Raw genomic sequence first — 26,479 nt, 5'->3', positions numbered from 1 at the left:
CCTTATAGCTTTTTTTTATTTTTAGGAATTTATAATATATATTTTGTATTAAAGAAATTATATTTATATTTTAAAGTTAGAAAAAAAGAATTTGATAAAAAATAAATTTTAATAATTCAATCTTAATATTACAATATATATAATTAAAAGTTTTTTGGTAAATTTAATTAAAATAACAAGATAATTTATAAATTAGGTTTTAATTATAAAAAAATTTATATTATATTAATTAAAATAAAGTTAAAAATAAAGTTAATTAAATTTTTATTTCAAAATATAAAAAATTAATTAATAAAAAAATTAAGAGTATTAATAAGGTTTTCAGTAAAATATATATTAAAAGTAAAAATAATTATAAAAATTTATTTTTACTTTTTAAATCAAAAAATTACAAATTTCGGTTGATTTTTAGTAATAATATGAAATTGTAATTATTTTATTGTATAATCAATATATAATATAAAATATAATTATTATACTTGTGTTGAGGTGAAAAAATGAATTTTACAAAATTAATGAGTGGAGTCTTTGCAGTAATATTTATAGTAATACTATATTCTATAATATATTATGCTCTAAAAATAATGTATAAAGACGTAAAAGGGGGAAAGAAAAAAAGAGGAAAGATTCAAAAAGCTCATGGGCTAGAGATATTATCAGCAGATGTAGCTAGTGATCTTAAGGTTGGCTCGGTAATCCCTGTAACAACTACCATAACATTAGGAAGAAGAGAGGATAATTCTATTGTACTTAATGATAGATTTGTTTCATCTTATCATGCAAAAATTTATGTTAGAAATAATGAATTTTATTTAGAAGATTTAGCAAGTACTAATGGAACTTATGTAAATGAACAGAAGGTAACTGGAAGAGTAAGATTAAAAATTAATGATACTATTAGATTAGGTAGTAATGTTTTTAAGGTTATAGGTTAATGAAGGAGGAATAATGAATACTTTAAAGTATGAAAAACGAATTTTAAAGATGGTGTATTTATTATGTGCAGCTTTATTTATTAACTTAGCCATAATAAAAACTCCCGTAGATACAAAAGCTCTAATATTAGGAGCTATATTAATAGTAATAATAGGATTTTCACATTTTATAATAAGAAAATTTTATCCAGATGGAGATAAGTATATATTAATTTTTTCAGCTATTTTAGCTGTAGTTGGTATTGCAGTACTGTATAGATTAGATCCTAAAGTAGCCATGAAACAAACGGTTTGGTTTAGTTTAGGAATAGCAGTTTATATGCTCATAGTTATAGTATTACCTGATTTAAAAAGTTTTTCTAAATATAAGTATTTATACATGGGATTAACTATAGTGTTTATGACTATGGCTTTTATAATAGGAAAAGAAACTTTAGGTGCTAAAAACTGGGTATATATTGGAAGTTTTGGTTTTCAACCTTCTGAAATAGGTAAGATATTTTTAATATTATATCTTTCATCAGCATTAATGAAGTATGAATCAAAAAATACTTTTAAAGAAGAGTTAAAACAGCTATTAGAGCCTGCTTTAGTTGTAATGTACTCTTTAGGTTTTATGGTATTACAAAGAGATTTGGGATCAGCTTTATTATTCTTTTTTGTATCTATAACAATGTTATATATAGCAACTTCTAAGGCAAAATATGTAGCAGCAGGTTTAGGATTATTTGCATTAGGTGGAATAGCTAGTTATTTTATGTTTGGTCATGTTAGAAAAAGAGTTATGATATGGAAAGATGTATGGAAATATGCAAATGATCAAAGTTATCAAATAGTACAAGGTTTCTATGCTATATCAGCAGGAGGATTTTTAGGAACAGGTCTTGGGCAAGGATATCCAGGATTTATACCTATAAGAGAAACAGATTATATATATGCTGTTATATCAGAAGAATTAGGAATGGTATTTTCTATAGGATTAACATTAATATATTTTCTACTATTTTATAGAGGAATGAGAGCAGCTTTAAGTACTGATGATAATTTTTCACAGTTAAATGCAGTTGGATTTAGTACTCTTATAGTTGCTCAAGTTTTAGTTATATTAGGTGGGATTTTTTCAATAATACCTTTAACAGGAATTACTTTACCATTTGTTAGTTATGGAGGAACATCTATATTAACAATGTTTTTTGCATTAGGAATACTTCAAAAAATTTCAGAGGAGGGGCATAAATAAATGAAGAAAACTGATTTATCAAGTAATATTAGAAAAGTAATGGTTGTTTATTTAATTTTATTATTAGGATTAATAACTTATATTACTTACTTTAATTTATTTAAAGCTCCAGAGATAGCACAAATGCCTAGTAATAATAGATTGTGGGCAAAGAGAAATGAGGTATTAAGAGGAACGATTTATGATAGAGATGGAAATGCTCTTACTTCAGGAGAAAGAACTGGTGCATTAACTCAAACTAGACAGTATTTAAAAGGTGATTTATTTTCACATATTTTAGGGTATGTTAATCCTAAGTATGGATTAACAGGATTAGAAAAATTATATGATTCACAATTAATTAATTATGATAGTACTAGTTTGAAAAATTTTTTAAAATCTTTTAATTTTAAAAAAGATTTTAAAAATAGAGAATCCGATGATAAAAAAATAGGAAATAGTTTAGTTACAACATTAAGTACTAAAGTTCAACAAGTAGCTTATGATGCATTAGGAAATAATAAGGGAGCTGTAGTAGCTTTAAATCCTAAAACAGGAGAGATTTTAGCAAGTGTATCAAAACCTACTTTTAATCCAAATGATTTAGATAATGCCATGAAAGCAGCTAATTCAAATGCAGATAATCATATAATGATAAATAGAGCGGTTTCAGGTATGTATCCTCCAGGGTCTACATTTAAAGTTGTTACATTATCTTCAGCCCTTGAAAATATAACAGGTATAGTAGATAGAACATTTAATGATACAGGTAAAATAGATTTTGGCGGTAATAATAAACCATTACCTAATGAAAACGGAGCAGCATATGGGTCAATAAGTTTAAAGAAAGCATTATCAGTATCTAGTAATGTAGTATTTGGAACATTAGCAATGGAACTTGGAAATTCTAATTTGAAGAAAACTTCTGAAGCTTATGGATTTAATTTAGGAATTCCATCAGATGGAGTTATTATTGATAATAGTATATTCCCAACACTACCTAAAGCTGAAAAAGGTAATATAGCAAGAAGTGGTATAGGACAAAGTTCTATTTTAGCAACTCCAATGCAAATGGCATTAATTACATCTACAATAGCAAATAATGGAGTTATGATGGAACCACATTTAGTTAATAAAGTAGTAAATAAAGATGGAGATGTAGTAGAGACTATAGCACCTAAAGAAATAAAAAGAGTTATTTCTAAAGAGAATGCATCTATAATAAAAAATTATATGAAAGGTGTTGTAGATGATAGGATAAATGGAAGGTGGACTTCTTTCAAAGGATTAAATGCAGCTGCAAAAACAGGTACTGCTGAATGGGAAAAAAACGGAAAATTACAAACACCACATTCTTGGTTTATAGGTTTTGCTCCAGTAGATAATCCAACAGTTGCAGTAGCTGTAATAGTTGAAGAAGGTGGAGCAGGTTCGGGAATAGCATCTCAAATAGGAGCTAAAGTAATGAGAGCAGCATTAGGAAAATAGGAGGTATTAGGACTATGTTTGATTTTCAACATCATTTAAAAGTGTTACCAGAAAAGCCAGGTGTATATATCATGAAAAACTCTTTAGGAGAGATAATTTATGTTGGCAAAGCTAAGATTATTAAAAATAGAGTAAGACAGTATTTTCAAAATTCTAAAAATCACTCAGAAAAAGTTAAATCTATGGTGAAAAATATAGCTGAATTTGAATATATAATTACTGATTCTGAAATGGAAGCATTAATATTAGAAGGTAACTTAATAAAAAAATATAGTCCTAAATATAATATTGCTTTAAAGGATGATAAATTTTATCCATTTATAAAAATAACAACTAATGAAGACTTTCCAAGAGTGTATGTAACAAGAAACTTAGCTAAAGATGGTAACAAGTATTTTGGGCCATATACTAATGGAACTGCTGTATATGAAGTTATGGAACTAATAAAAAAAATATTTCCACTTAGAACGTGTAAAAAAGCAATAAAAGAGGGAGAAGAAACCACAAGACCTTGTTTAAATTATCATATTAATTTATGCGAAGCGCCTTGTGGTGCTTATATATCTAAAGCTAAATATGGAAAAATGATTGAAGATATAATACATATATTAAATGGTAAAGATAGTTCTATTACTAAATCTTTAAAAGATAAAATGGAGAAAGCTTCAGAAAATTTAGAGTTTGAAAAAGCAGCTAGTATTAGAGATAAAATAATATCTATAAAAACTATTATAGAAAAACAAAAAATGTTTACTATAAAAGAAGGCAATGAAGACTTTATAAATATTTTTTCTGATGAAAAGGATAGTTGTGTACAAATATTTTTTCTTAGAGATGGAAAGGTTACTGGAAGAGAAGATTTTATGTTACAAAATACTGGGTATGAAGCCATAGGAGAATTATTAAGTGAATTTATCTCAAGATTTTATGGTGGAACTGCTCAGATACCTAAAACTATCTATGTACCAGAAATAGTTGATTTAGAACTTTTAGAAAAATTTCTTACTTATAAAAGAGGTTCTAAAGTATTGATAAAAACTCCTAAAAAAGGAGATAAAAAAAATATGCTAAATATGGTTAAAGATAATGCTAAAATAATGTTAGATCAATTTAAATATAAAATGATAAAAGAAGAGGAGTTAAATAAAGTTACTTTAAGTGAATTAGCAGAAACATTAACTTTAGAAAATTTACCTAATAGAATTGAAGCTTATGATATATCTAATATACAGGGAGTAGATTCTGTAGGAACCATGGTAGTATTTGAGAACGGAAAAGCCAAAAATTCTGATTATAGAAGATTTAAAATAAAAACTATTGAAGGTGCTAATGATTATGGTAGTATGAAAGAAATATTAAGTAGAAGATTTTCTCATGGACTAGAAGAAATTAAAAATATACAGAAAAGAAAATTAGAATATTCCAAAGGTAAATTTTGTATTTTCCCTGATTTAATAATGATGGATGGTGGGAAAGGACAAGTAAATATAGCATTAGAAGTTCTAAAAGAATTTGGAATAGAAAATATTCCAGTGTGTGGTTTAGTTAAGGATGATAAACATCAAACTAGAGGAATTATATATAATAACAAAGAAATATTCATAAAAAGAACTTCTAATTTAATGCATTTAATTACAAGAATACAAGATGAAGTACATAGATTTTCTATAACTTATCATAGATCATTAAGAGATAAAAGAACACTTCATTCTATTTTAGATGATATTCCTAGAATCGGAGAAAAAAGAAGAAAAGCTTTGCTTATAAAATTTGGTAGCGTGGAAAAGATTAAAGTTGCATCTATTAAAGAGTTGTTAGATACTCCAAGTATAGATAAAAAAGCTGCTGAAAGTATAAAAGCATATTTTTTAAATACAAAAAAGTAACAACATTTAACAAATAACAATAAAATGATATAATGTAGTTGAATTATTATAGTTAATTAAAGAAATTTCATGGAATTTGTAAAAAATATTGAAAATTAGTTAATAATTAATTTATACTATTAAATTAGGGTACTAATAATTAAGTAATAAGTTTGAGGAGTTTGAGCATGAATCAATATATGGAATTTAGTAAGTTATTATATAATTTTTATAAAGAGGAAGATGTTGTTTTAAATTCTCCAATGAGTGAGCATATATATTTTAAGGTTGGAGGACCAGTAGACATATTGGTAACGCCAACTAATGAACAACAGGTAGCTGATACCATAAAGCTATGTAAAGAGCATAATGTTCCTTATTTTATTTTAGGTAATGGTTCCAATCTTTTAGTTAAAGATGGTGGTGTAGATGGTGTAATTATAAAATTCTGTAAAATGAACAGAATAAAAATAAAGAATAATGAGATAATTGTTGAAAGTGGTGCATTATTATCTAATGTATCTAAAAAAGCTTTAGAACATAATTTAACTGGTTTTGAGTTTGCTTGTGGTATTCCTGGAAGTATAGGTGGAGCCGTTTTTATGAATGCAGGAGCTTATAATGGGGAAATGGCTAATGTTATAAAAGAAGCTCAAGTAATAGATAGTGATGGAAATATAACAGTTTTAAATAAAGAGGAACTAGAATTAGGTTATAGAACTTCGTCAGCTATGAAAAAAGGATTGATAGTTTTAAGTGCTACAATTTCTTTAAAAGAGGGAAGTTATAATAATATAAAAGAAAAAATTGATGATTTAACTAATAAAAGAGAAGAGAAGCAACCTTTAGAATTTCCATCAGCAGGAAGTACCTTTAAAAGACCCGAAGGACATTTTGCTGGGAAATTAATTCAAGATTCAGGATTAAAAGGATTTTCTATAGGAGGAGCTGCAGTATCTCAAAAACATTCGGGCTTTGTTATAAATAAAGGAGGAGCTACTGCAAAAGATATATTAGATCTTATAGCACATATTCAACAAGCAGTTAAATATAAATTTGATGTTGAGCTCCATACAGAAGTTAGGATTATAGGAAGAGAATAATTTAAAATGTTATAAAAATACTTTATAGTATTTTAAAATGAAACATATAATAATTAAATATTTTAGTAACAATAATAAGTATAATATTATTTATAAAATTTATTTACATTATTGTTTATTAAAGGTTTATAAAAGTTTATTTTATAAACCTTTAATTTTTTGACAAAATAAAATAATACCTTAATTGTAAAAATTATGATAATATATTATAAATAAATTTTTGTGAAAGGATGTTTATTTATGGTATATGGTGTTAGAGAAGAAATTTTAAAGATTGAAAAATATGTAGCAGGTAAATCAATAACTGAAGTAAAAAGAGAGTTAGGGTTAGATAATATTGTTAAAATGGCCTCTAATGAAAATCCACTAGGTTGTTCTAAAAAAGTTAAGGATGCATTAAAAGCTTTAGTAAAGGATACTTATTTATATCCTGATTCAGCAAGTTATGAACTAAAAAATTTATTAGGAAATAAGTTAAATGTAAAATCAAAGCAAATATTTTGTGGAGCTGGTTCAGACTCATTAATAAGGGTTATATGCAATACACTCTTAGATAAAGATGATGAAAGTATAGTAGCAGATATAACTTTTCCAAGATATGAAACAAATATTAATTTGATGGGGGCTAAATGTATAAAAATACCTGTTAAAAATTTTATTTTTAATTTAGAAGAAATGGTAAATGCAATTACAAAGAAAACTAAGATAATATGGTTTTGTAATCCTAACAATCCTACTGGAACAATATTTACAAAATATGAACTTAAAAAAGTATTAGATAAAATTCCTAAAAACGTTTTCGTAGTAATAGATGAAGCTTATGTTGAATATGTTACAGATGAAAACTATCCAGATTCTTTAAGCTTATTAAAGAAGTATTCTAATATAATAATACTTAGAACTTTTTCTAAAGCTTATGGGTTGGCAGCTTTAAGAATTGGATATGGAATAGCTAATGAGGAGCTAGTAGAATATTTTAATAGAGTTATTAATTCATTTGATACTAATTTATATGCACAAGTGGCAGCTATAGAAGCTATTAAAGATGAAGATTTTTTAAGTTTAGTAAAACAATTTAATGAAGAACAAAGGAATTTTATGTATAAAGAGTTTGATAAACTAGGTTTATCATATATAAAGTCTCAAGCAAATTTTATTATGGTTAAAGTTAATTGTGATGATAAAGATTTATTTAATTATCTTTTAAAAAGAGGATATATAATAAGACCTGGATATCTTTTAGGAGTTCCAGGATATTTAAGAATAAGTATAGGTAAGGAAAATGAAAATAGACAACTAGTAAATCTTATTAAAGAATATTTAAAAAAATAATTTTAAGTTTAACAGCTAATTACATTATACGTATCACTATATTTTATAATACTTATAAAATATAGTGATAATTATTATTTATATTAATTTTAATTAAATAATTTTTAGTTTATAATAAAATAACTAAATGAAATAATTAAGGATTTTACTTATTTACTTAAGTTAACTAATATAATTATTTAATATGATATAATTTAATTAAGAGATGTTTAAGGAGGAAATGGCATGAGATTTGTAATAGTAACTGGACTTTCAGGAGCAGGAAAAACTCAGGCAACTAGAAGCTTAGAGGATTTAGGATATTTTTGTGTAGATAATTTACCACCAAAATTAATTCCTAAATTTGCAGAAGCTTGTATACAAAGTCAAGGAAAGATAAATAAAGTAGCACTTGTTATAGATATAAGAGGCGGAATATTCTTTGATGATTTATTTGAAAGCTTAGAGTATTTAAAACAAAGTAATTTTAAATATGAAATTCTTTTCTTAGAAGCATCAGATGAAGTTTTAGTAAAAAGATTCAAAGAAAGTAGAAGAAGTCATCCGCTTTCACCAGATGGAAGGGTATTAACAGGAATAAGCAACGAAAGAGCTAGATTAAGAGAGTTAAAAGATAGAGCTGATAACATAATAGATACATCTAAGTATGCCATTAAAGATTTAAGAGAAAAAATAAATGTGCTTTATGGAGATGGAAAAGAACTAGAACAGACAATTTCAATAACTGTGCTGTCCTTTGGTTTTAAGTATGGTATTCCAACAGATTCAGATTTAGTTTTTGATGTTAGATTTATACCAAATCCTTTTTATATACCAGAATTAAAACCTTTTTCAGGTAATGATGAGCCAGTAAAACAATACGTATTATCTCAAAAAGAAACGAAAACATTTATACCAAAATTAAAGGAAATGTTAGAATTTTTAATTCCTAATTATGTAAAAGAAGGGAAAAGACAATTGATTATTTCAATTGGATGTACTGGTGGAAGACATAGATCAGTAGCTATTGCTAATGCTTTATATAAAGAACTTAAAAAAAGTGATTACAATGTAGGTGTAGAACATAGAGATATAGATGAAGATGTTAATAAAGGAGCTAAGAAACTATGATGTTTCTTAAGCTTCTAAGACCAGGGATTAAAGTTAAAAGGTATGTTTTTTCATCTTTTATAGGTATTTCTATATTGGTTTTAGTATTAACTAATTTAATCATAAAAAATAATGTTAATACTATATCAGATAGAGTTTTAATTGTGATTTTGGTTATAATTTCCATGCTTATAATATATAAATCAATAGCTCAATGTGTAAAGTCAGTTGTAGCTTTGGTTAATAAGGGATATATAAATATTACTTTTGATGAAAATATTGAAGATCTAATTGATGAGGATAGATTATTAGTAAAAGGTCCTAAAATAGTGGTAATAGGTGGAGGAACCGGATTATCCACTATGTTAAGAGGATTAAAATATTATACTTCAAATGTAACATCTATTGTTACTGTGGGTGATGATGGTGGAGGTTCTGGAATTTTAAGGGAAGACTTAGGAATGTTACCACCAGGAGATATTCGAAATTGCATATTAGCACTTGCAGATACGGAACCTTTAATGGAAGAATTGCTTGAATATAGATTTAAAGATGGTAGACTTAAAGGACAAAATTTTGGAAATTTATTTTTAGCAGCTATGGATGGAATATCTGATAATTTTGAAGATGCTGTTAGGAAAATGAGCTCTGTTTTAGCTGTTAAAGGAGATGTACTACCAGTTACTTTAGAAGATATGGTGTTAGAAGCAGAACTTAAAAATGGTCATAGAGTAAGAGGAGAGTCTATAATAGGTGATGAAGTTTTAGAACAAAATAGTCCTATTAAAAGACTTAGAATTTTACCAGAGGATGCAAAGGCACTAGATGCAGCCTTAAAAGCTATAGATGATGCAGATGCAATCGTATTAGGACCAGGAAGTTTATACACAAGTGTGCTACCAAATCTTTTAGTTAAAGGTATAAATAAGCATATTAAAAAAAGTAATGCTCTTAAAATGTACATATGTAATGTAATGACGCAACCAGGTGAAACAGATGGATTTGAAGCATCAGCTCATTTAAAGGTATTAATTAACCATTGTGGAAAAGATATAGTTGATTGTATAATAGCTAATGAACAAGATATACCGGAAGGTTTAAAAGAGAAGTATGCTTTAGAAAAATCAGAATTAGTACAATTAGATATAGAACAGTTGAATAAAATGGGAATTGAGGTTATAAAAGGTGATTTAACTGATATTAGGAATAGTTATGTTAGACATAATTCAGAGTATTTAGCACAATTACTTATTGAAACTGTTATGGAAAAGCAACTTCTATACGATAGAAAGAAAATTTTAGAGTATATTTATCTTACAAAACGAATTAAAGATGGAAAAAGGTAATAAGGGAAGGAGCAATCATGTCATTTTCAGCAAAGGTTAAGGGAGAAATTTGTAGATATATAGAAATGTCTAAAGACGAAGCTTTATCACAACTTTCAGCTATAATGAAAGTAAGTGGTACATTAGCTTTTAGTGGTAGACAAATAAGTTTTAAAATAACTACAGAAAATCCAGCATCAGCAAGGTTAACATTTACTCTTCTTAAAGATTATTTTGATATACATTCAAAATTAATGGTTAAAAAAAGTAATTCTTTAAAGAAGAACAACATTTATATGGTTGTTATAACTGAAGAAATGGGAGTTAAGGAACTACTGAAAGAAACAGGGATTTTAAGAGAAATAGATGGAATTATGTCTTTAGATTATGGTATAGATAAAGAATTAATAGATACTGATGAAAAAAGAAGAGTATATATAAGAGGTGCTTTTATTGGAGGCGGAAGTATTAGTAATCCAGAGAAGACATATCATCTAGAATTTGTTACTCATTCTCAGGAATATGCTGAGGAATTAAGTAAAATTATAAATAGTTTTGGACTAAATTCAAAAGTAATTCAAAGAAAAAATAGTTTTATTATTTATATAAAAGAAGGGGAACAAATAGTTGATTTATTAAATATAATAGGAGCTCATTCAGCTTTATTAGAATTAGAAAATATAAGAATAATGAAGGAAATGAGAAACAATGTAAATAGATTGGTGAATTGTGAAACTGCTAATTTAAGTAAAACTGTAAATGCTGCAGTAAGACAAGTGGAAAGCATTAAGTTAATAGAAAGAGAAATAGGCTTAGCCAGATTACCTAAAAATTTAAGAGAAGTTGCAGAGCTAAGACTAAATTATCCAGATGAATCCCTTAAAGAATTAGGAGAAATGTTAGAACCTCCAGTTGGTAAATCTGGTATAAATCATAGATTAAGAAAAATTGAAAAAATAGCTGAAGAGCTAAGAGAAGAGAATTTTTAATTACATTTAGTATTCTTATTGTAATTAAAAATAAAAAATAATATTTTGTATAGCATCAATATTAATTGGATTAATTAGTATTGGTGCTATTTTAATGTTTACATAGCTTAATAATAAATAATAATAAATGTTGAGAATTTTATTAAATTAGTATTATAATATATTTAATAGTTTTAGACTGAACAGTATAAAATATGGAGGAGAAAAATGAAGAAAAAATATATTTCTATGGTGCTTTTATTAGTTATAATAACAGCTGTATCATTAATAGGTTGCAATAATAATGATGATGAAGATATTAGTAAAGTATTAAAAGATACTACGGTTTCAAAAGCTAAAGAAGAAAGTGTTAAAAAAGATAATAATAATTTAACTTTACATGAATTAAATAAATTAAAGTTGGATGATGAGCTACAAGAAGGTATTAATAGTGATGAACTTAAACAAGCTATGAAAGATTTTGCTAGTAGCATAACTAATATTTCAAATGAAGCAAAATCAAAATCAACAGATATAAAAAATAATCTTATCAATGCAACTGATAGTATGAAAAAATTAAAAGATAATAAAAATAAAACTAAAAATAGTTTAGAAGTTGTATTAAATAATATTGAAGCAAAAAATATTATAGATAAATTAAATGATTTTTCTCAAAAGGGAAAAGATGTTGAAGATAATATTAATAAGGTATCAAATAAAATTCAAAGTGTTAATGGAAGTATAGATGATTTTAAAAATGGGTTAGGAAATATATTAGAAGCAAGAAAAGAAAATATCCAATCTATAAGGCCTGCTATAAGAGAAGATTTAAAAAATATTAGACAAGATATAAGAACAGATGCTCAAAAGAATTTAGACAACATAAGAAAAGATATAAGAGAAGATATTGGAAAAAATGTTAACGAAGTAAGAAATGATATAAAATCTCATATAAAAGAAAGGGAAGATAAGATTTCTTTAAGAATAGATAAAACACAAAACTTTATAAAAAATCTTTTTACTCAAATATTACAATCAAAAAAACATTAGATTTAATTAAAAAAAGTTGAAAATATTTAATCTAAATTATTTTAATTATTACTTTAAGTATTTATAGATTTTTAAAGTGATAATTATATAAATTAGTATAATATTTTCAACTTTTTAACAATTTAGCTTAAGTATTAATAATAAAATTTATTATTTAAGCTTAATTTAAAAAGAATATTTATAATTTGAGATTAAAGAAATAAAATCTTCCTTTCCAGTAGATGTATTAATAAATAATAAAGGTTTATCTTTATTAGTTTTATCTATATAATAATGTACTAATTCATAGTTGTTTGTTAAAAGAGAAGGAATAAATATAGTATTTATATAAATATAATTGCATTTAGAAGAATCATTAGAAATTAATTGGTTCAAAGCTTCTTCTTTAGAGTATTCAACATCTACTTTTAAATTATCAGGCGAAGCTAACATATAAAATTTATCTTTATACTTTAAAGGCTTTGAATATAGATCTAATTCTCCTGTATAACCATTAATTATTGGATTAATACTTGAAAATATATTATATCCATTAAACTTAGGTTGAATATTAAAATTATAATAATGAGATTCTTTATCTGTATGATTAGTAACACCTAAATTTTCACCTAAATATTCAATATTAACATCAAATTCATTATTAAAGTTCTTTATAATAATATCTTTAACCCATTTTTCAGCTTGATTAGGAGATAAAATTATTTCTTTTGAAAAATTTTCATTAAATTCACTATTTAATGAAATAATTCTACCTAAAACTGAATCAATTTCTCCAACTAATTTTGTTTGATTTAAAAATATAATTTCAAAGTTGTAATTAAAAGGTGAAGAAGTATCTTTAACCATAATATTTTTTATAATAGTACCAAAAATATTTTTAAGTTTTTCTTCTATTTGTCTTTTAGATAAGAATGAAAGTTCTTCATAAGATTTATTGTAATTAACATATGAAGTAGCAAAATTATTTAATTCATTTAAAGCTGTTTTTAACTTTTCTGTATTAGCAAATAATTTTTTTGAAGTTTTTTTACTAGAGTTTTGTACAGCTTGTTCTAAATTTAATAATAAATTACTAAGTTTTAAGGAAAGTTCTTCATCCTTAGAGGTAAAAGCATTTAAATTTAATTTTTCGTTTAACATTGTCATTATAGTAACAACATCAGTATTAATTAAATTAATACTGTTAATATCTCTATTAATATGACCATTATAATTTTCTTTAATTTGATTTTTTTCAAATAAATTTAAATTTCTATACACCATAGAATATTCTCTATTAATGTTATTTATTTGAGAATTTACTGATACTATATAGTTAGATGGTGATATAGGTTCATTTGGTTGATATCCTACCCATGAGTTTAAATTAGATATAGCGTTAGAAAAATAATTTAAATCTTTAGTAAGATTTCTTCGGTTATTAAAATAAATTAATAATAAGGCTATTAATATAGCTATTATAATAGAGTATATTAATCTTTTAAGTTTATTTACTTTTAAAGTCAGTAAAAGTTTTTTATCGGTTTTGCTTGAAATATCTTCTAGAGAGTAATTTAATTCATTATTTAAAAAATCTCCAGATTTATAAATATTACTACATTTAGAGCATTCTTTTAAATGTTCTTTTATAGATTCTTTTGTAATTTCACTTAATTCATTTTCTTCATACAATACATATAAATCTTTAACTAATTCACAATTTAATTTCACATTATCCCTCCAAGTCTTTTAAATAAAGTGCTTTAAATTTTTTTTTAGCTCTATGTAACCCTATTTTTACCTTGCCTTCTGTAAAATTCATAACCTTAGATATTTCTAAATAAGAAAGACCATTAACTTCTCTTAAAATAATTATGGTACGTTCTTCTTCCTTCAATTTATACATAACTTCATTAATTAATAATTGCTTTTCTAATGCATCAAAATCATTATTTAAATTAGGTATGGATTTCATAATCTCTTCATTATCATGGATAATGTTATCATTATTTTTGGCAAAATGAGTACATAAAGTATTTCTAGCAATTTTAAAAATCCAAGTTTTTAAGCTACTTTCTTCTCTAAAAGTATCTATACTTTTAAAAATTTTAAAAAAAGTATCTTCAGTAAGATCTTCAGCAGTATGATAATTAAGTGTTGCCTTATAAAAATAATTAAATATCTGTTTTTTATAGTTTAAATATATTTGTTCCCTTACATCTGACAAACACTTATTCCTTCCTTTCATTAAAGTATTCATTATTATAGACTTGAAAAAAATTGAAAAGTTACAAAATTTATAAAAATATTATAATAAAATTAAAATAAACTTTCTATAATTTTAATTTATTTTGTATGCTTACTTAAATAAGTAAGAAATAATTAAAGGAAATACATATAAGTTATTAAGTATTGAACTAATTTAAAAGATATAATTATTATTCAGGTTTAAATAGGTGGAAAAGGTAAAAAATTAAGTTATAATATTCATTTATACTATGATAAAATCTTATTATAATAAGTAAACTTATTATCTAAAAGAAAGGATGTGAGATGTTGGGGGATAAAAAATTTTGTCATTTGCATCTTCACTCAGGATATAGTTTGTTAGATGGTTCTGGAAAAGTATCACAAGTTATATCAAGAGCAAAAGAGCTTAATATGAATAGTATAGCTATTACAGATCATGGTGTTATGTATGGATGTGTTGACTTTTATAAGGAGGCAAAAGCTCTAGGTGTTAAGCCTATACTTGGTTGTGAAATATATGTAGTGCCTAAATCTATGCATATAAAAAATAATGATAGTGATAACAAAATATATCACTTGGTTTTGTTGGTTAAAAATCAAAAAGGATATGAAAATTTAATGGAAATAGCTTCAACGGCATCTATTGAAGGATTTTATTATAAGCCAAGAATAGATAGAGATTTTTTAAGTAAACATTCTGAAGGTTTAATTGCTTTAAGTGCTTGCTTAGGAGGAGAAGTTCAGAAGGCTATACTTAATAATAATCTTGAAGAGGCAAAGGAAGTAGCTTTATTTTATAAAGAAACCTTTAAAGATGGGTTTTATTTAGAACTACAAAATCATGGTATGGAGGAACAAAAGAAGGTTAATGAAGTAAATATTCGAATTTCTAAAGAATTAGAAATCCCCTTAGTGGCTACTAATGATGTTCACTACATATACCAAGAAGATTCAAAAGCACATGATATTTTAATGTGTATACAGACAGGGAAGACTGTGGATGATGTAAATAGAAGAAGATATCCATCAGATCAATTCTATTTGAAATCTCCAGAGGAAATGTGGGATATGTTTTCTTATATTCCGGAAGCTTTAGAAAATACACTAAAAATAGCAGAGCAATGTAATTTTGATTATGAATTTCATGTATCAAAGCTTCCGAAATTTCCCTTGTCAGAAGGAGTAGAGCCCTTTTCTTATTTAAGAGAAACTTGTTTTAAAGGTCTTATAGATAGAATAGATGAGCTAAAGGAACTTAGAGGAAGTTATGATATAGATAAAGTTTATGAAATAAGTGAAACTAATAGCAAAGTTAAAAAAGATGTAGAAAGATTAGAGTATGAGCTTGATGTAATAAAGCAGATGGGATATGTAGATTACTTCTTAATAACTTGGGATTTTATTAAGTATGCTAATGATAATGGTATACCAACAGGACCAGGTAGGGGAAGTGCAGCTGGATCTTTAGTTGCATATACATTAGGTATAACAAAAATAGATCCTATGAAATATAGTTTGCTTTTTGAGAGATTTCTTAATCCAGAGAGAGTAAGCATGCCTGATATAGATTCGGACTTTTGCTATGAAGGAAGACAAAGAGTTATAGATTATGTTGTAGATAAGTATGGTGAATCTAATGTAGCTCAAATTATAACATTTGGAACTATGGCAGCAAGAGCTTGTATAAGAGATGTAGGAAGAGCTATGAATTATTCTTATGGAGAAGTAGATAGAATTGCAAAAATGATTCCTACAATGCTAGGTATAACTATAAATAAGGCTCTAGATTTAAATCCGGAGCTTAAAGCAGTATATGATGCAGATGAAAGAGTTAAGGAACTTATTGATGTAAGTAGAAAATTAGAAGGATTACCAAGACATTCATCAACTCATGCAGCTGGAGTTGTTATAGCAGCTAAGCCATTAGTAGAATATGTTCCACTGCAAAAAAATGAAGAGTCCATAGTAACTCAATTTGATATGACTACACTAGAGGAACTTGGTCTTTTAAAAATGGATTTCTTAGGGCGTGCGATACGTTAGTTTGAAAGTTAATTAGAAATAATTAACGAGGATAACTTGTTAGAAAACTATAATTCTGATGAATGGAATGAGAGCAGTCATGTTTGCTCAAAACATCACACTAATACTCCCATATGCATTAAATATCATCTAATAGATAATGTGTAAAGCTGGGTGAAGTCGTCGAATACCAATAGAATTCAATGGAGGTACAGAGTAGGCGGGTGGCGATAAAATAAGGTTAGAATGTGGATTGTCAAATCCATCGACGAATCTTCGAGTGTACAGCTCCTGAGGAAGAATGTAAGTCTGAGATGATTTACATACACCGTGGCGGTGAGTTTGTTAGGGAAAAGTAAAAGTGGCCTATATGAAATTCCTTATATTCAACTATGAGAATATAAACAAACGGGGTTAAAGAAGAAACCTAAGTTTTATCAATGCTAAGAATTATGGAACGTAGAAAGCTAACAACTATTAATTAAAACCGTAGATGCGGGATAGGTATAGTGAAAGGATATAATTTATAAGCTATTTTATGTTAGTGAGAGTGAAGCCACAGTACCTGTGAAGCTATGATAATAAGTAGTGGAGGGATAGGCTTTAGTCGTATAATAATATTAAATTTAAATGACAGATATTTTGCTTTTCGAGTATGACAGGGAAAAGACCACCATTAAAGGAGGTTTGCCCAGCGAAATGAACGTATATAGATACAATCAGTATTACCAAATGCAAAATATATTTGATTCACTTTATAGCAAATCAAAAGATAATGAAAATTTTTATAATCTTATGAATTTGATTAAGAGTGAGAATAACATCAAATTAGCTTTTAGAATGATTAAAAGTAACACAGGGAGTAAAACTTGTGGAACAGATAATCAGAATATCAATGATATTAAAGAAACTTCTTTGGAAAAATACGTTACGGAAGTCCAAAATAGATTAGATAATTATAAACCTAATACCGTAAGACGGGTATTTATCCCTAAAGATAATGGTGATTATCGACCTTTAGGAATTCCAACAATGATTGATAGAGTGGTACAACAATCCATTAAACAGATTTTAGAACCAATTTGTGAAGCAAAATTTCACCCTCACAGTTATGGATTTAGACCTAATAGAAGTACAAAACATGCTATTGCAAGATTAAATAGCCTTGTTAATCAAGGAGGATTAAACTATGTAGTAGATGTGGATATTAAAGGTTTCTTTGACAATGTAAATCATAATAAACTTATTAAGCAAATGTATGGACTTGGAATTAGAGATTTTAAACTATTGAAAATAATAAAGCAAATGTTAAAAGCACCTATACAAGGTGAAGGCGTTCCGAAAAAGGGCACACCTCAAGGTGGCATTTTATCACCTTTATTATCAAATATAGTATTAAATGAACTTGATTGGTGGATTAGTTCTCAATGGGAATCACATCCAACTAAACATAAATATACACAACTTAATAAGTATAATGCTATGAAGAAAACAAAGTTAAAAGAAATTTTCATAATAAGATATGCAGATGATTTTAAAATTGTTTGTAGAAACTACAATGTAGCAAGAAAAATATTTTATGCAGTACAAGAATGGTTGAAAAAGAGATTGAAACTTGATATTAGCAAAGAAAAATCTAAAATAGTAAATCTAAGAAAAAACTATTCAGATTTCTTAGGAATCAGAATAAAAGTAATTAGACGACCGAAAAGTAAACATGGGATATGTAGCACAATCAAGATTATCAGAAAAGAGAAGAATAAAAGCTGAAGAAACTATTAAACATAAGATTCGGAACTTACAAAAATGTCAACATATCAAATATGTAACAGATTTTAATAGTACAATTTTAGGTATTCACGAATACTACAAAGTTGCAACTTATGTAAGTTTGGATTTTAAAATAATAGCAAGAAATGTAAATAGATTTATCTTTAATAGACTTAAAAAGATTTCAAAATATAAAGTCCCAAATGAGGAAGAAAAGGATTCAGCATTCAAACAGTTTTACGGTGAAAGCAAAAGTTATAGTTGGGTAATATGTGGTAGGGCAATATATCCAGTACACTTTATAAAACATACTTCAAGTATGAATTTTAATCAGAATATAAATGATTATTCAAAAGATGGGCGGGAAAAAAGCACTAAATCACTAAAGAAAAATACAAAGCTTATAATTTTGCAGTTAAGTGAAAGATATAATCCATATGAAACAGTTGAATATAATGATAATAGAGTGTCGAGGGCATCTATGACAGGTATGAAATGTGAAGTAACTAAAATACCTTTAGAAATAGACGAAATGCACTGTCATCATCAGATACCACGCAAATACGGTGGAACGGATAAATATGATAATCTTAGAATACTTCATAAAGATGTTCATATACTTGTTCATGCAACAGATGAAGAGATTATTAAAAAATATATTCATATACTGGCTAAATCACAAAATACAATCAAAAGGGTACTTAATAATTTGAATAAATTAAGAAAAGAAGCTAAAACAAAAATTATAAAAGAAGATGATGTTAGAATGTGGTTAGAAGTTAAAACTTGGAAAACTTCTAAAGCGAAGGTAATATAGTCAAATCAATTTAATATATATTAGACGATGGAACGCCGTATGATTGGAAACTATCACGTACGGTGTGAAGCGGGGGAAAGGGAGTAGTCGTAACAGGTAATGCTGATGAAGAAACCTACCTATCGCTATTTCGTACATTAACTGTTATGAGAGATGCAGTTAATATGATAAAAGAAAATAGAGGTGTAAAAATAGATTTAGATAATCTAGATTTCAATGATAAAGAAGTTTATAAAATGATTGGAGAAGGAAAAACAGCAGGAGTATTTCAACTTGAAAGTGCTGGTATGGTATCCTTCATGAAGGAGTTAAAGCCTGACTGCTTAGAGGATATTATAGCTGGAATTTCATTATATAGACCAGGTCCTATGGCTGAAATTCCTAGATATATAGAAGGAAAAAGAAATATAAAAAATGTTAAATATATGCATCCAAAATTAGAAGATATATTAAATGTAACTTATGGAGTAATGGTTTATCAGGAACAGGTTATGGAAATAGTTAGAAAGTTAGCTGGTTATTCTATGGGTAGGAGTGACTTGGTTAGAAGAGCTATGTCTAAGAAAAAGCATAAAGTTATGGAGGAAGAAAGAAAGAACTTTATAAACGGAATAGTCAATGAAAATGGTGAGATTGAAGTTCCGGGATGTGTAAGAAATGGTGTATCTGAAGAAGCAGCTAATAAGATATTTGATGCAATGATGGATTTCGCTAGTTATGCATTTTGTAAGTAATATAACATTTGTTATATATGTATAATTTTCCTTTTATGTGTAAAAATACATTTGAGTGATTTTATGAAAAAGAAAAGTTATATATAGAAAATATGATAAATGGAATTACATATTAAGTGCCTTTGCGAAGTAATTTGTAAAGAAAACAAGGTGAATTGCGGGGAAAATCTTAGAGTCTTAAATACTAACTTAACCTAGTAATAGAGTTAAGGGCTTAGATTAATCACCTAAGAGAAAGTAAAAAGTTTAAGAATTGGTTAATCCGCAGCCAAGTATCCTAGAAATAGGGTGAAGGTTCAGAGACTAGATAAAGTAATCTAAGTAATTAATTTATATGATGAAATATCCACGAGTGCCTTGTACCCAAATAGTATTTGGGTAATGATATAGTCCGATCTTAATAGAAATATTAAGTATAGGGGTAAATACCTTATAGCAACTAAGATGTTAACAAAAGTCATGCAGCAGCCTATGCGGTTATAGGCTTTCAAACGGCATACTTAATGCGATATTATCCAGTAGAAACCATTGCGGCAATGCTTAATTCAGTAATGGGGACTAATGAAAAAGTTGCAGAATATATTAGAACAGCTGAATCTTTAGGAATTCAAGTATTACCACCGGATATAAATGAAAGTTATTCTAAATTTACGGTTAAAGGAGATACTATACGTTTTGGATTAGCTGCTATAAAAAATGTAGGAGTTAATGTAGTAGAAAGTATAGTAAAATCTAGATTAGATAAAGGAAGTTTCTCTAATCTTATGGATTTTTGTAATAAAGTAGATTTAAGAACTATAAATAAGAGAGCAGTAGAGAGTTTAATAAAATCAGGTGCATTTGATAGCTTTAAAGCATTTAGATCCCAACTATTAGCTATTTATGAAAGAATAATAGATGGAGTTTTATCTCAAAGAAAAAAAAATATAGATGGTCAAATGTCATTGTTTGGAGCATTAGAAGAAGATGAAAGCACAAGTTTACAAATTTCTTACCCAAATATAAAGGAATTCCATAAAAAGCATACACTTGCTATGGAAAAAGAAATGACAGGATTATATCTTTCAGGTCATCCTTTAGATGAGTATGAAAAAAGTTTAAAAATGCAAACATCAATTAAAATATCTAAAATAATGAATGAACATAAAAAACTTCAAGAAAGTACTAGTCTAGAAGCAGCCTTAAATGAAGCTGAAATTAAAGATAATGATAGAATAATTCTTGGAGGTATAATTTCTGAGGTTTCTAGAAAAGTCACAAGAAATAACACACTGATGGCTTTTATAAAACTAGAAGATTTAGGTGGGATTATAGAAGGAGTAGTTTTCCCTAAAACTTTAGAAAAATGCAATGCTCTTATAAATGAGGATAGTTTAGTAATTATAAAGGGAAGAGTTACACTTAAAGAGGATGAGCAACCTAAAGTATTATGTGAAGAAATAACTCCTTTAGAAAAAATAAATTCTTCAAAAGTTTATATAAGAGTAGAAGATGAAAAAAGAGCAAGAGCTGTTAATAAAGCTTTAAAAATATTATTAAATCAATTTAAAGGAGATACGTCAGTTTATATTGTTGCTGCTAAAGAAAGAAGAAGCTTTAGATTATCTAGAGAATGTTGGGTGGATTTAGATACTAATGTAATAGATTTTCTTAGAGAAAAATTTGGAGAAGAGAATATAAAGTTAATTAATGAAGAATAAGTAAATTATTTTTAATTTAAGGTGCTATATTACATTTTATATAAATATTAACTATAAAAAAGATATAGCACCGAATTTTTAAGCTTTAATATAAATTTTTAAAATGAAAACATATAAATTGAAAAATAGGCTATAATAAATAAAGGTATATTTCTAAGATATCGATGTTTTTTTATTTAATTCTACATAAAAAGGTTGAAAATGACCTTTACTTTAAGTAAAATTAATAATGGTGTGGTATTATAATATTAAGTAATTAAAAAATTATAAATTTTTGATACATAATAAAATAAATAATTTAACAAGCTTAATTATAAAAGTATGTTAAGTGGTATAAAGTTTTTGTATACAAATTTTAATGTGATAACATGGGTAATATTTAACCCCAGTGGGTCTAAAAAAGACCTACTAGTGTGGAGGAGGAATACTATGAAAAAGATTGCTGTTTTAACAAGTGGTGGAGATGCACCAGGGATGAACGCTGCTGTAAGAGCTGTAGTAAGAATGGCTTTACACAATGGAATTGAAGTAATGGGTGTTCAAAGAGGATATGCAGGCTTAATAAGTGGAGAATTATTTAAAATGGACAGAAAGTCTGTTTCAGATATTATCCAAAGAGGTGGAACTGTATTAAGAACTGCTAGATGTAAAGAGTTTAAGCAGGAAGAAGTTAGAGAAAAGGCTGCAGCTATTTTAAAAGCTTATGGAGTAGACGCTTTAGTTGTATGTGGTGGAGATGGATCATTTACAGGAGCTAAACTTTTATCTAAATTAGGAGTTAAAACTGTAGGTTTACCAGGAACTATAGACAATGACTTAGCTTATACAGATTACACTATAGGATTTGATACTGCGTTAAATACTGTATTAGATGCAATAAGCAAACTAAGAGATACTTCAAGTTCTCATGAAAGAGTTTCTGTTATAGAAGTAATGGGAAGAAATTGTGGAGATTTAACTTTATATGCAGGTATAGCAGGTGGTGCAGAAGCAATAATAGTTCCTGAAATGCCATTTAACAAGGATGAGTTAATCCAAACAATATTACAAGGTAAATTAAATGGAAAGTTACACAATATAGTTTTAGTAGCAGAGGGTGTTGGCGGAGCAGAAGAGCTAGCAAAAGAAATTGAAGAAGTTACTGGAATTGAGTCAAGAGCTACAATTTTAGGACATATTCAAAGAGGTGGAAATCCAACTGCTATGGACACAGTTTTAGCTTCAAGAATGGGTGCTAAAGCAGTTCAAGTATTAATGGAAGGTAAAACTTCAAGAGTTATTGGAATAAAAGATAACAAAATTTTTGATCAAGATATAGATGAAGCTTTAGCTATGGAAAGAACATTTGATGTAGATTTATATAATATAGCTAATGCAATAAATCAATAAATTTTATTGATTTTTAAATTTTCTTAATTTTAATAATAATTAATTTATTATATATATTCAAATTTAGGGTGAACTTATAATTATAACGAGGGAGTGTTGTTAATGAGAAAGACAAAAATAGTTTGCACAATAGGACCAGCAAGTGATAATGAGGAAGTATTATCAAAAATAATTGAATCAGGAATGAATGCATCAAGACATAACTTCTCACATGGCGACCATGCAGAACACGCAGGAAGAATAAATAAGGTTAAAGAATTAGCTAAAAAATATGGTAAAGAAATTGCTGTATTATTAGATACTAAAGGACCTGAAATAAGAACTGGAAAGTTCGAGCCAAGTAAAGTTGAGTTAGTTGCAGGAAGTAATTTTTCAATATATGCTGGAGGAGATGTTGTAGGTGATACAACTAAATGTTCTGTAACATATACAGGATTAGCTAATGATGTTAAACCAGGAAATACTATATTAATAGATGATGGTTTAGTTGGATTAGAAGTTAAAGCAATTGAGGGAAATAGAGTTGACTGTGTAGTTAAAAATACAGGCTTAGTAGGAACTCATAAAGGAGTTAATGTTCCAGGAGTTTCAATAAAATTACCAGCATTAACTGAAAAAGATGTAGCAGATTTAAAATTCGGTTGTGAAATGGGAGTTAACATGGTAGCAGCTTCATTCATAAGAAAAGCTGAAGATGTAGTAGCTATAAGAGAAGTCTTAACACAAAATGGTGGAGCAGACATTCAAATATTCTCTAAAATTGAGAATCAAGAGGGTGTTGATAACATTGATTCAATAATAGAGGCTTCAGATGGAATAATGGTAGCAAGAGGAGACTTAGGAGTTGAAATTCCAATGGAAAGAGTTCCTGCTATTCAAAAAATGATAATAGAAAAATGTAATATAGTTGGTAAGCCAGTTATAACTGCTACTCAAATGTTAGATTCTATGATCAGAAACCCAAGACCAACAAGAGCAGAAGTTTCAGACGTAGCTAATGCTATATTAGATGGAACAGATGCAATAATGTTAAGTGGAGAGTCTGCAAATGGAAGCTGGCCAGTAGAAGCTGTTCAAACAATGGCTAAAATAGCTGAAGAAGCAGAAACATTATTAAGCTATGAAGTGGCTACTTCAAAAGCTAAACAACATATACCAGCTATACCAGGAGTTATATCAAGAGCAGCTTGTAATGCTGCACATGAATTAAAAGCTGCTGCAATAGTATCAGCAACTAAATCAGGTGCTACTGCATCAAGAATTTCTCAATGCAGACCTGATTGTCCAATAATAGCTGTAACTACAAATGAAAGAGTTGCTAAGAAATTAGCTGTAACTTTTGGAGTATATCCAGTAATTGCTGATAGCATGACTTCAAGTGATGAAATTATGGAAAAATCAGTATTAGTAGCTAAAGAAAGTGGTTTCGTTAAAGTAGGAGATACTGTTGTTATGGCAGCAGGAATACCAGCTAATGAAACTGGAAATACTAATTTATTAAGAGTAACAGAAGTTAAGTAATTTTACTTTAACAAAAAATAGTAAAAAGTAAGTAGTTTTCTACTTACTTTTTATTATTTAAAATAAAATATAAAATTAATATTGATAAATTTTATTAATTTCAGTATACTATTAAAGTTAACAAAAATTTAACATATAAAATCTAAAAAAGTTACTATAATTGTGTATAATATTAACAAGTTATGTAACAATATAAATAGGAATAAATGGCAACTGTTCCAATTTAAAAAAGTACTTAATGCATAAGCATTAAGTATTTTTTTATTCTTTAGGAAATTATAATTTTAAAAATCTGTGGATAAATTTAATAAAGTGCCGGAGGCGGTCTGCAAAGCAGATTTTTTATATTACATTTATAATATAAAGTATAAAATATAAAAATAAACAAATAATACAAGTATATCAATAACAAGAGGTGATATATTTGGCTAGATTAATTTGTACTGCATATAATTGTGTAAATAATGTTAATTCATTATGTACAGCTTTTAATTTACATATAGAAGGAGAAAAAGCTAATTGTAAAAGTGAAACTATGTGTGAAACTTTTGCACCTAGAACTTTTATCAATGCATTAAAAAACACATTTAATACTAATTATGTAGGTTCAATAATGCAAGCTTTAAATCCAGATTTTGATGTGGTACATCATATATATTGTAATGTAACTAATTGTACATATAACATAGGATTAAAATGTACCTCCACAGATATAAGAATTTTAGGTGATAATGCAAATACTTCAGAAAATACAGAATGTGAAACATTTTTTCATAAATAATAATTAAAATTATTAAAAACCATTGAAAAATATAATGTGTTTTTAATAATTTTTTTTGTTTTTAAAAATTATTAAAGTTATAATTAGATATATAAATTATAGATAATTTTAAGAAAGGGTAAGTTTATGAAAGATAAATTAGCTATTATTACTGGGGGAACTAGTGGAATAGGAAAAGAATTTGCGAATCAATTAGCTGAAAAAGGGTATAATATTTTAATTACTGGTAGAAGAATAAAAGAATTAGAAAAAGTAGCAGAAGAAATAAGAAATAAAACAAAAGTTAATGTTGAAACGTATATTATAGATTTAGCTATTGATAATGAAGTGGAAGAATTTATGATTTATTTAGAAAAAAAGAATAATATAGAATTTTTAGTTAATAATGCTGGGCATGGAGCGGAAAAATCTTTTACAGATGATAAATATGAAAATCAATTAGAAATGATTAATTTACATATAATAGCTACGGTTAAATTATGCCATGGTTTAATTAAAATTATGAAGAAAAATAAAAAGGGATATATTGTAAATGTAAGCTCTGTAGCTGCTTTTAATACATTTCCAAGCTCAGCTATGTACTGTTCAACTAAAGCTTTTTTAATAAATTTTTCTCAATCATTAGCTATGGAAGTAAAAAAATACCATATTAAAGTACAAGGTCTTTGTCCTGGATTTACCAGAACTCATTTTCATAGTAGATTAAAAATGGATGAAAATATATTAAAGAATAAAGGATTAATAAGGTGGATGACTACTAATAAAGTGGTAAATATATCATTGAATAATATAGAAAAAGATTTAAAGGTTATTGTTATACCTGGAATAAGCAATAAATTTATATATCATTTAAATAAATTTATTCCCAAGTCTATTTATTATAAATTTGCTATTAAAGGATGGGAACTAATGGAGTAAAATTTTATAATATAGATTTAAAAAAATAAGATAAAACATGAACAAATATTAAAAACACAGAAATTTTAAATATTCATTTAAAATTCTGTGTTTTTTATTGTATTAATGAATACCACAGGTTTTACCTGTGGTTCTAAAAAGCTTATAGCTATGAGTAGAAAAAAATAAAACCTCCGATGTAAAATAATAGTAGGTTTGCCGACCAAAACTTAATTTTACAAGGA

At 26.8% G+C, this 26,479-nt stretch carries 18 protein-coding genes and 3 pseudogenes; 19 read left to right on the top strand and 2 right to left on the bottom strand.

Annotated features, from left to right (window positions below):
* Window positions 1–497: 497 nt before the first annotated feature.
* From GBZ86_RS02885 to GBZ86_RS02840, 10 genes are all read left to right on the top strand, one after another.
* Window positions 498–935, top strand: coding sequence for an FHA domain-containing protein (locus GBZ86_RS02885; protein ID WP_170272140.1), 438 nt, complete (start codon window positions 498–500; stop codon window positions 933–935).
* Window positions 936–948: 13 nt separating this feature from the next.
* Entirely contained in the window at window positions 949–2,175 is a 1,227-nt protein-coding gene (locus GBZ86_RS02880) for an FtsW/RodA/SpoVE family cell cycle protein (protein WP_152887558.1), read from the top strand.
* A complete protein-coding gene (locus GBZ86_RS02875) occupies window positions 2,176–3,642 on the top strand; it encodes a peptidoglycan D,D-transpeptidase FtsI family protein (protein ID WP_152887556.1) in 1,467 nt (488 codons plus the stop codon).
* Between the two features lie 14 nt (window positions 3,643–3,656).
* Window positions 3,657–5,528, top strand: a complete 1,872-nt coding sequence (gene uvrC, locus GBZ86_RS02870; RefSeq protein WP_152887554.1) for an excinuclease ABC subunit UvrC — start codon at window positions 3,657–3,659, stop codon at window positions 5,526–5,528.
* Between the two features lie 167 nt (window positions 5,529–5,695).
* The gene (gene murB, locus GBZ86_RS02865; RefSeq protein ID WP_152887552.1) at window positions 5,696–6,610 is read left to right on the top strand and encodes a UDP-N-acetylmuramate dehydrogenase; all 915 of its coding nucleotides are present in this window, start codon (window positions 5,696–5,698) and stop codon (window positions 6,608–6,610) included.
* A gap of 240 nt (window positions 6,611–6,850) precedes the next feature.
* Window positions 6,851–7,942: a histidinol-phosphate transaminase gene (hisC, locus tag GBZ86_RS02860; RefSeq protein WP_152887550.1), complete on the top strand. Its 1,092-nt coding sequence runs from the start codon at window positions 6,851–6,853 to the stop codon at window positions 7,940–7,942.
* 225 nt (window positions 7,943–8,167) lie between these two features.
* Complete coding sequence (rapZ, locus tag GBZ86_RS02855; RefSeq protein WP_152887548.1) at window positions 8,168–9,052, top strand: RNase adapter RapZ; 885 nt, start codon at window positions 8,168–8,170, stop codon at window positions 9,050–9,052.
* Window positions 9,049–10,377: a gluconeogenesis factor YvcK family protein gene (locus tag GBZ86_RS02850; protein ID WP_152887546.1), complete on the top strand. Its 1,329-nt coding sequence runs from the start codon at window positions 9,049–9,051 to the stop codon at window positions 10,375–10,377. The genes rapZ and GBZ86_RS02850 overlap by 4 nt, the downstream gene beginning before the upstream one ends.
* Window positions 10,378–10,394: 17 nt before the next feature.
* Window positions 10,395–11,345: a DNA-binding protein WhiA gene (whiA, locus tag GBZ86_RS02845; protein WP_152887544.1), complete on the top strand. Its 951-nt coding sequence runs from the start codon at window positions 10,395–10,397 to the stop codon at window positions 11,343–11,345.
* Between the two features lie 207 nt (window positions 11,346–11,552).
* Window positions 11,553–12,374, top strand: a complete 822-nt coding sequence (locus GBZ86_RS02840; RefSeq protein ID WP_152887542.1) for a hypothetical protein — start codon at window positions 11,553–11,555, stop codon at window positions 12,372–12,374.
* A 165-nt stretch (window positions 12,375–12,539) separates the two neighbouring features.
* Here GBZ86_RS02840 and GBZ86_RS02835 read toward each other — a convergent pair whose 3' ends face one another.
* A complete protein-coding gene (locus tag GBZ86_RS02835) occupies window positions 12,540–14,084 on the bottom strand; it encodes a zf-HC2 domain-containing protein (protein WP_152887540.1) in 1,545 nt (514 codons plus the stop codon).
* 1 nt (window position 14,085) lies between these two features.
* Window positions 14,086–14,580, bottom strand: coding sequence for an RNA polymerase sigma factor (locus GBZ86_RS02830; protein ID WP_170272139.1), 495 nt, complete (start codon window positions 14,578–14,580; stop codon window positions 14,086–14,088).
* 329 nt (window positions 14,581–14,909) lie between these two features.
* On the opposite strand from GBZ86_RS02830, the pseudogene dnaE reads away from it, so the two are divergent.
* The 9 genes and pseudogenes from dnaE to GBZ86_RS02785 form a co-directional block, all read left to right on the top strand.
* Window positions 14,910–16,631, top strand: a pseudogene (dnaE, locus tag GBZ86_RS02825) (DNA polymerase III subunit alpha); the annotation flags it as partial.
* Window positions 16,632–17,324: 693 nt separating this feature from the next.
* Window positions 17,325–18,395: a group II intron reverse transcriptase/maturase gene (gene ltrA / locus GBZ86_RS18135; protein WP_234885110.1), complete on the top strand. Its 1,071-nt coding sequence runs from the start codon at window positions 17,325–17,327 to the stop codon at window positions 18,393–18,395.
* A complete protein-coding gene (locus GBZ86_RS18130; protein WP_234885109.1) occupies window positions 18,343–19,212 on the top strand; it encodes an HNH endonuclease signature motif containing protein in 870 nt (289 codons plus the stop codon). The genes ltrA and GBZ86_RS18130 overlap by 53 nt, the downstream gene beginning before the upstream one ends.
* A 131-nt stretch (window positions 19,213–19,343) precedes the next feature.
* Window positions 19,344–19,943: pseudogene (locus GBZ86_RS02810) on the top strand (DNA polymerase III subunit alpha); the annotation flags it as partial.
* A 452-nt stretch (window positions 19,944–20,395) separates the two neighbouring features.
* Window positions 20,396–21,646, top strand: a pseudogene (locus GBZ86_RS02805) (helix-hairpin-helix domain-containing protein); the annotation flags it as partial.
* 429 nt (window positions 21,647–22,075) lie between these two features.
* On the top strand, window positions 22,076–23,035 hold the full coding sequence (pfkA, locus tag GBZ86_RS02800) for a 6-phosphofructokinase (protein WP_152887534.1): 960 nt from the start codon (window positions 22,076–22,078) through the stop codon (window positions 23,033–23,035).
* 102 nt (window positions 23,036–23,137) lie between these two features.
* Window positions 23,138–24,556 (top strand): pyruvate kinase, encoded by a 1,419-nt coding sequence (gene pyk, locus GBZ86_RS02795; RefSeq protein ID WP_152887532.1) that lies wholly within the window; start codon window positions 23,138–23,140, stop codon window positions 24,554–24,556.
* Window positions 24,557–24,980: 424 nt separating this feature from the next.
* Window positions 24,981–25,337, top strand: coding sequence for a DUF1540 domain-containing protein (locus GBZ86_RS02790; RefSeq protein WP_152887530.1), 357 nt, complete (start codon window positions 24,981–24,983; stop codon window positions 25,335–25,337).
* Window positions 25,338–25,463: 126 nt separating this feature from the next.
* Complete coding sequence (locus tag GBZ86_RS02785) at window positions 25,464–26,255, top strand: SDR family NAD(P)-dependent oxidoreductase (RefSeq protein ID WP_152887528.1); 792 nt, start codon at window positions 25,464–25,466, stop codon at window positions 26,253–26,255.
* Window positions 26,256–26,479: the final 224 nt, after the last annotated feature.

The sequence above is a fragment of the Clostridium tarantellae genome (assembly GCF_009295725.1).
GTDB lineage: Bacteria > Bacillota > Clostridia > Clostridiales > Clostridiaceae > Sarcina > Sarcina tarantellae.
Note: the sequence above shows the minus strand (reverse complement) of the source record. Positions and strands in the feature narration are given on the sequence as shown.

Coding starts and splice junctions, on each gene's coding strand:
- whiA (WP_152887544.1), top strand. CDS start 10,395: ATGTCATTTTCAGCAAAGGTTAAGGGAGAAATTTGTAGATATATAGAA.
- GBZ86_RS18130 (WP_234885109.1), top strand. CDS start 18,343: ATGGGATATGTAGCACAATCAAGATTATCAGAAAAGAGAAGAATAAAA.
- ltrA (WP_234885110.1), top strand. CDS start 17,325: ATGAACGTATATAGATACAATCAGTATTACCAAATGCAAAATATATTT.
- pfkA (WP_152887534.1), top strand. CDS start 22,076: ATGAAAAAGATTGCTGTTTTAACAAGTGGTGGAGATGCACCAGGGATG.
- GBZ86_RS02850 (WP_152887546.1), top strand. CDS start 9,049: ATGATGTTTCTTAAGCTTCTAAGACCAGGGATTAAAGTTAAAAGGTAT.
- GBZ86_RS02875 (WP_152887556.1), top strand. CDS start 2,176: ATGAAGAAAACTGATTTATCAAGTAATATTAGAAAAGTAATGGTTGTT.
- GBZ86_RS02785 (WP_152887528.1), top strand. CDS start 25,464: ATGAAAGATAAATTAGCTATTATTACTGGGGGAACTAGTGGAATAGGA.
- GBZ86_RS02840 (WP_152887542.1), top strand. CDS start 11,553: ATGAAGAAAAAATATATTTCTATGGTGCTTTTATTAGTTATAATAACA.
- GBZ86_RS02880 (WP_152887558.1), top strand. CDS start 949: ATGAATACTTTAAAGTATGAAAAACGAATTTTAAAGATGGTGTATTTA.
- hisC (WP_152887550.1), top strand. CDS start 6,851: ATGGTATATGGTGTTAGAGAAGAAATTTTAAAGATTGAAAAATATGTA.
- murB (WP_152887552.1), top strand. CDS start 5,696: ATGAATCAATATATGGAATTTAGTAAGTTATTATATAATTTTTATAAA.
- uvrC (WP_152887554.1), top strand. CDS start 3,657: ATGTTTGATTTTCAACATCATTTAAAAGTGTTACCAGAAAAGCCAGGT.
- GBZ86_RS02885 (WP_170272140.1), top strand. CDS start 498: ATGAATTTTACAAAATTAATGAGTGGAGTCTTTGCAGTAATATTTATA.
- pyk (WP_152887532.1), top strand. CDS start 23,138: ATGAGAAAGACAAAAATAGTTTGCACAATAGGACCAGCAAGTGATAAT.
- rapZ (WP_152887548.1), top strand. CDS start 8,168: ATGAGATTTGTAATAGTAACTGGACTTTCAGGAGCAGGAAAAACTCAG.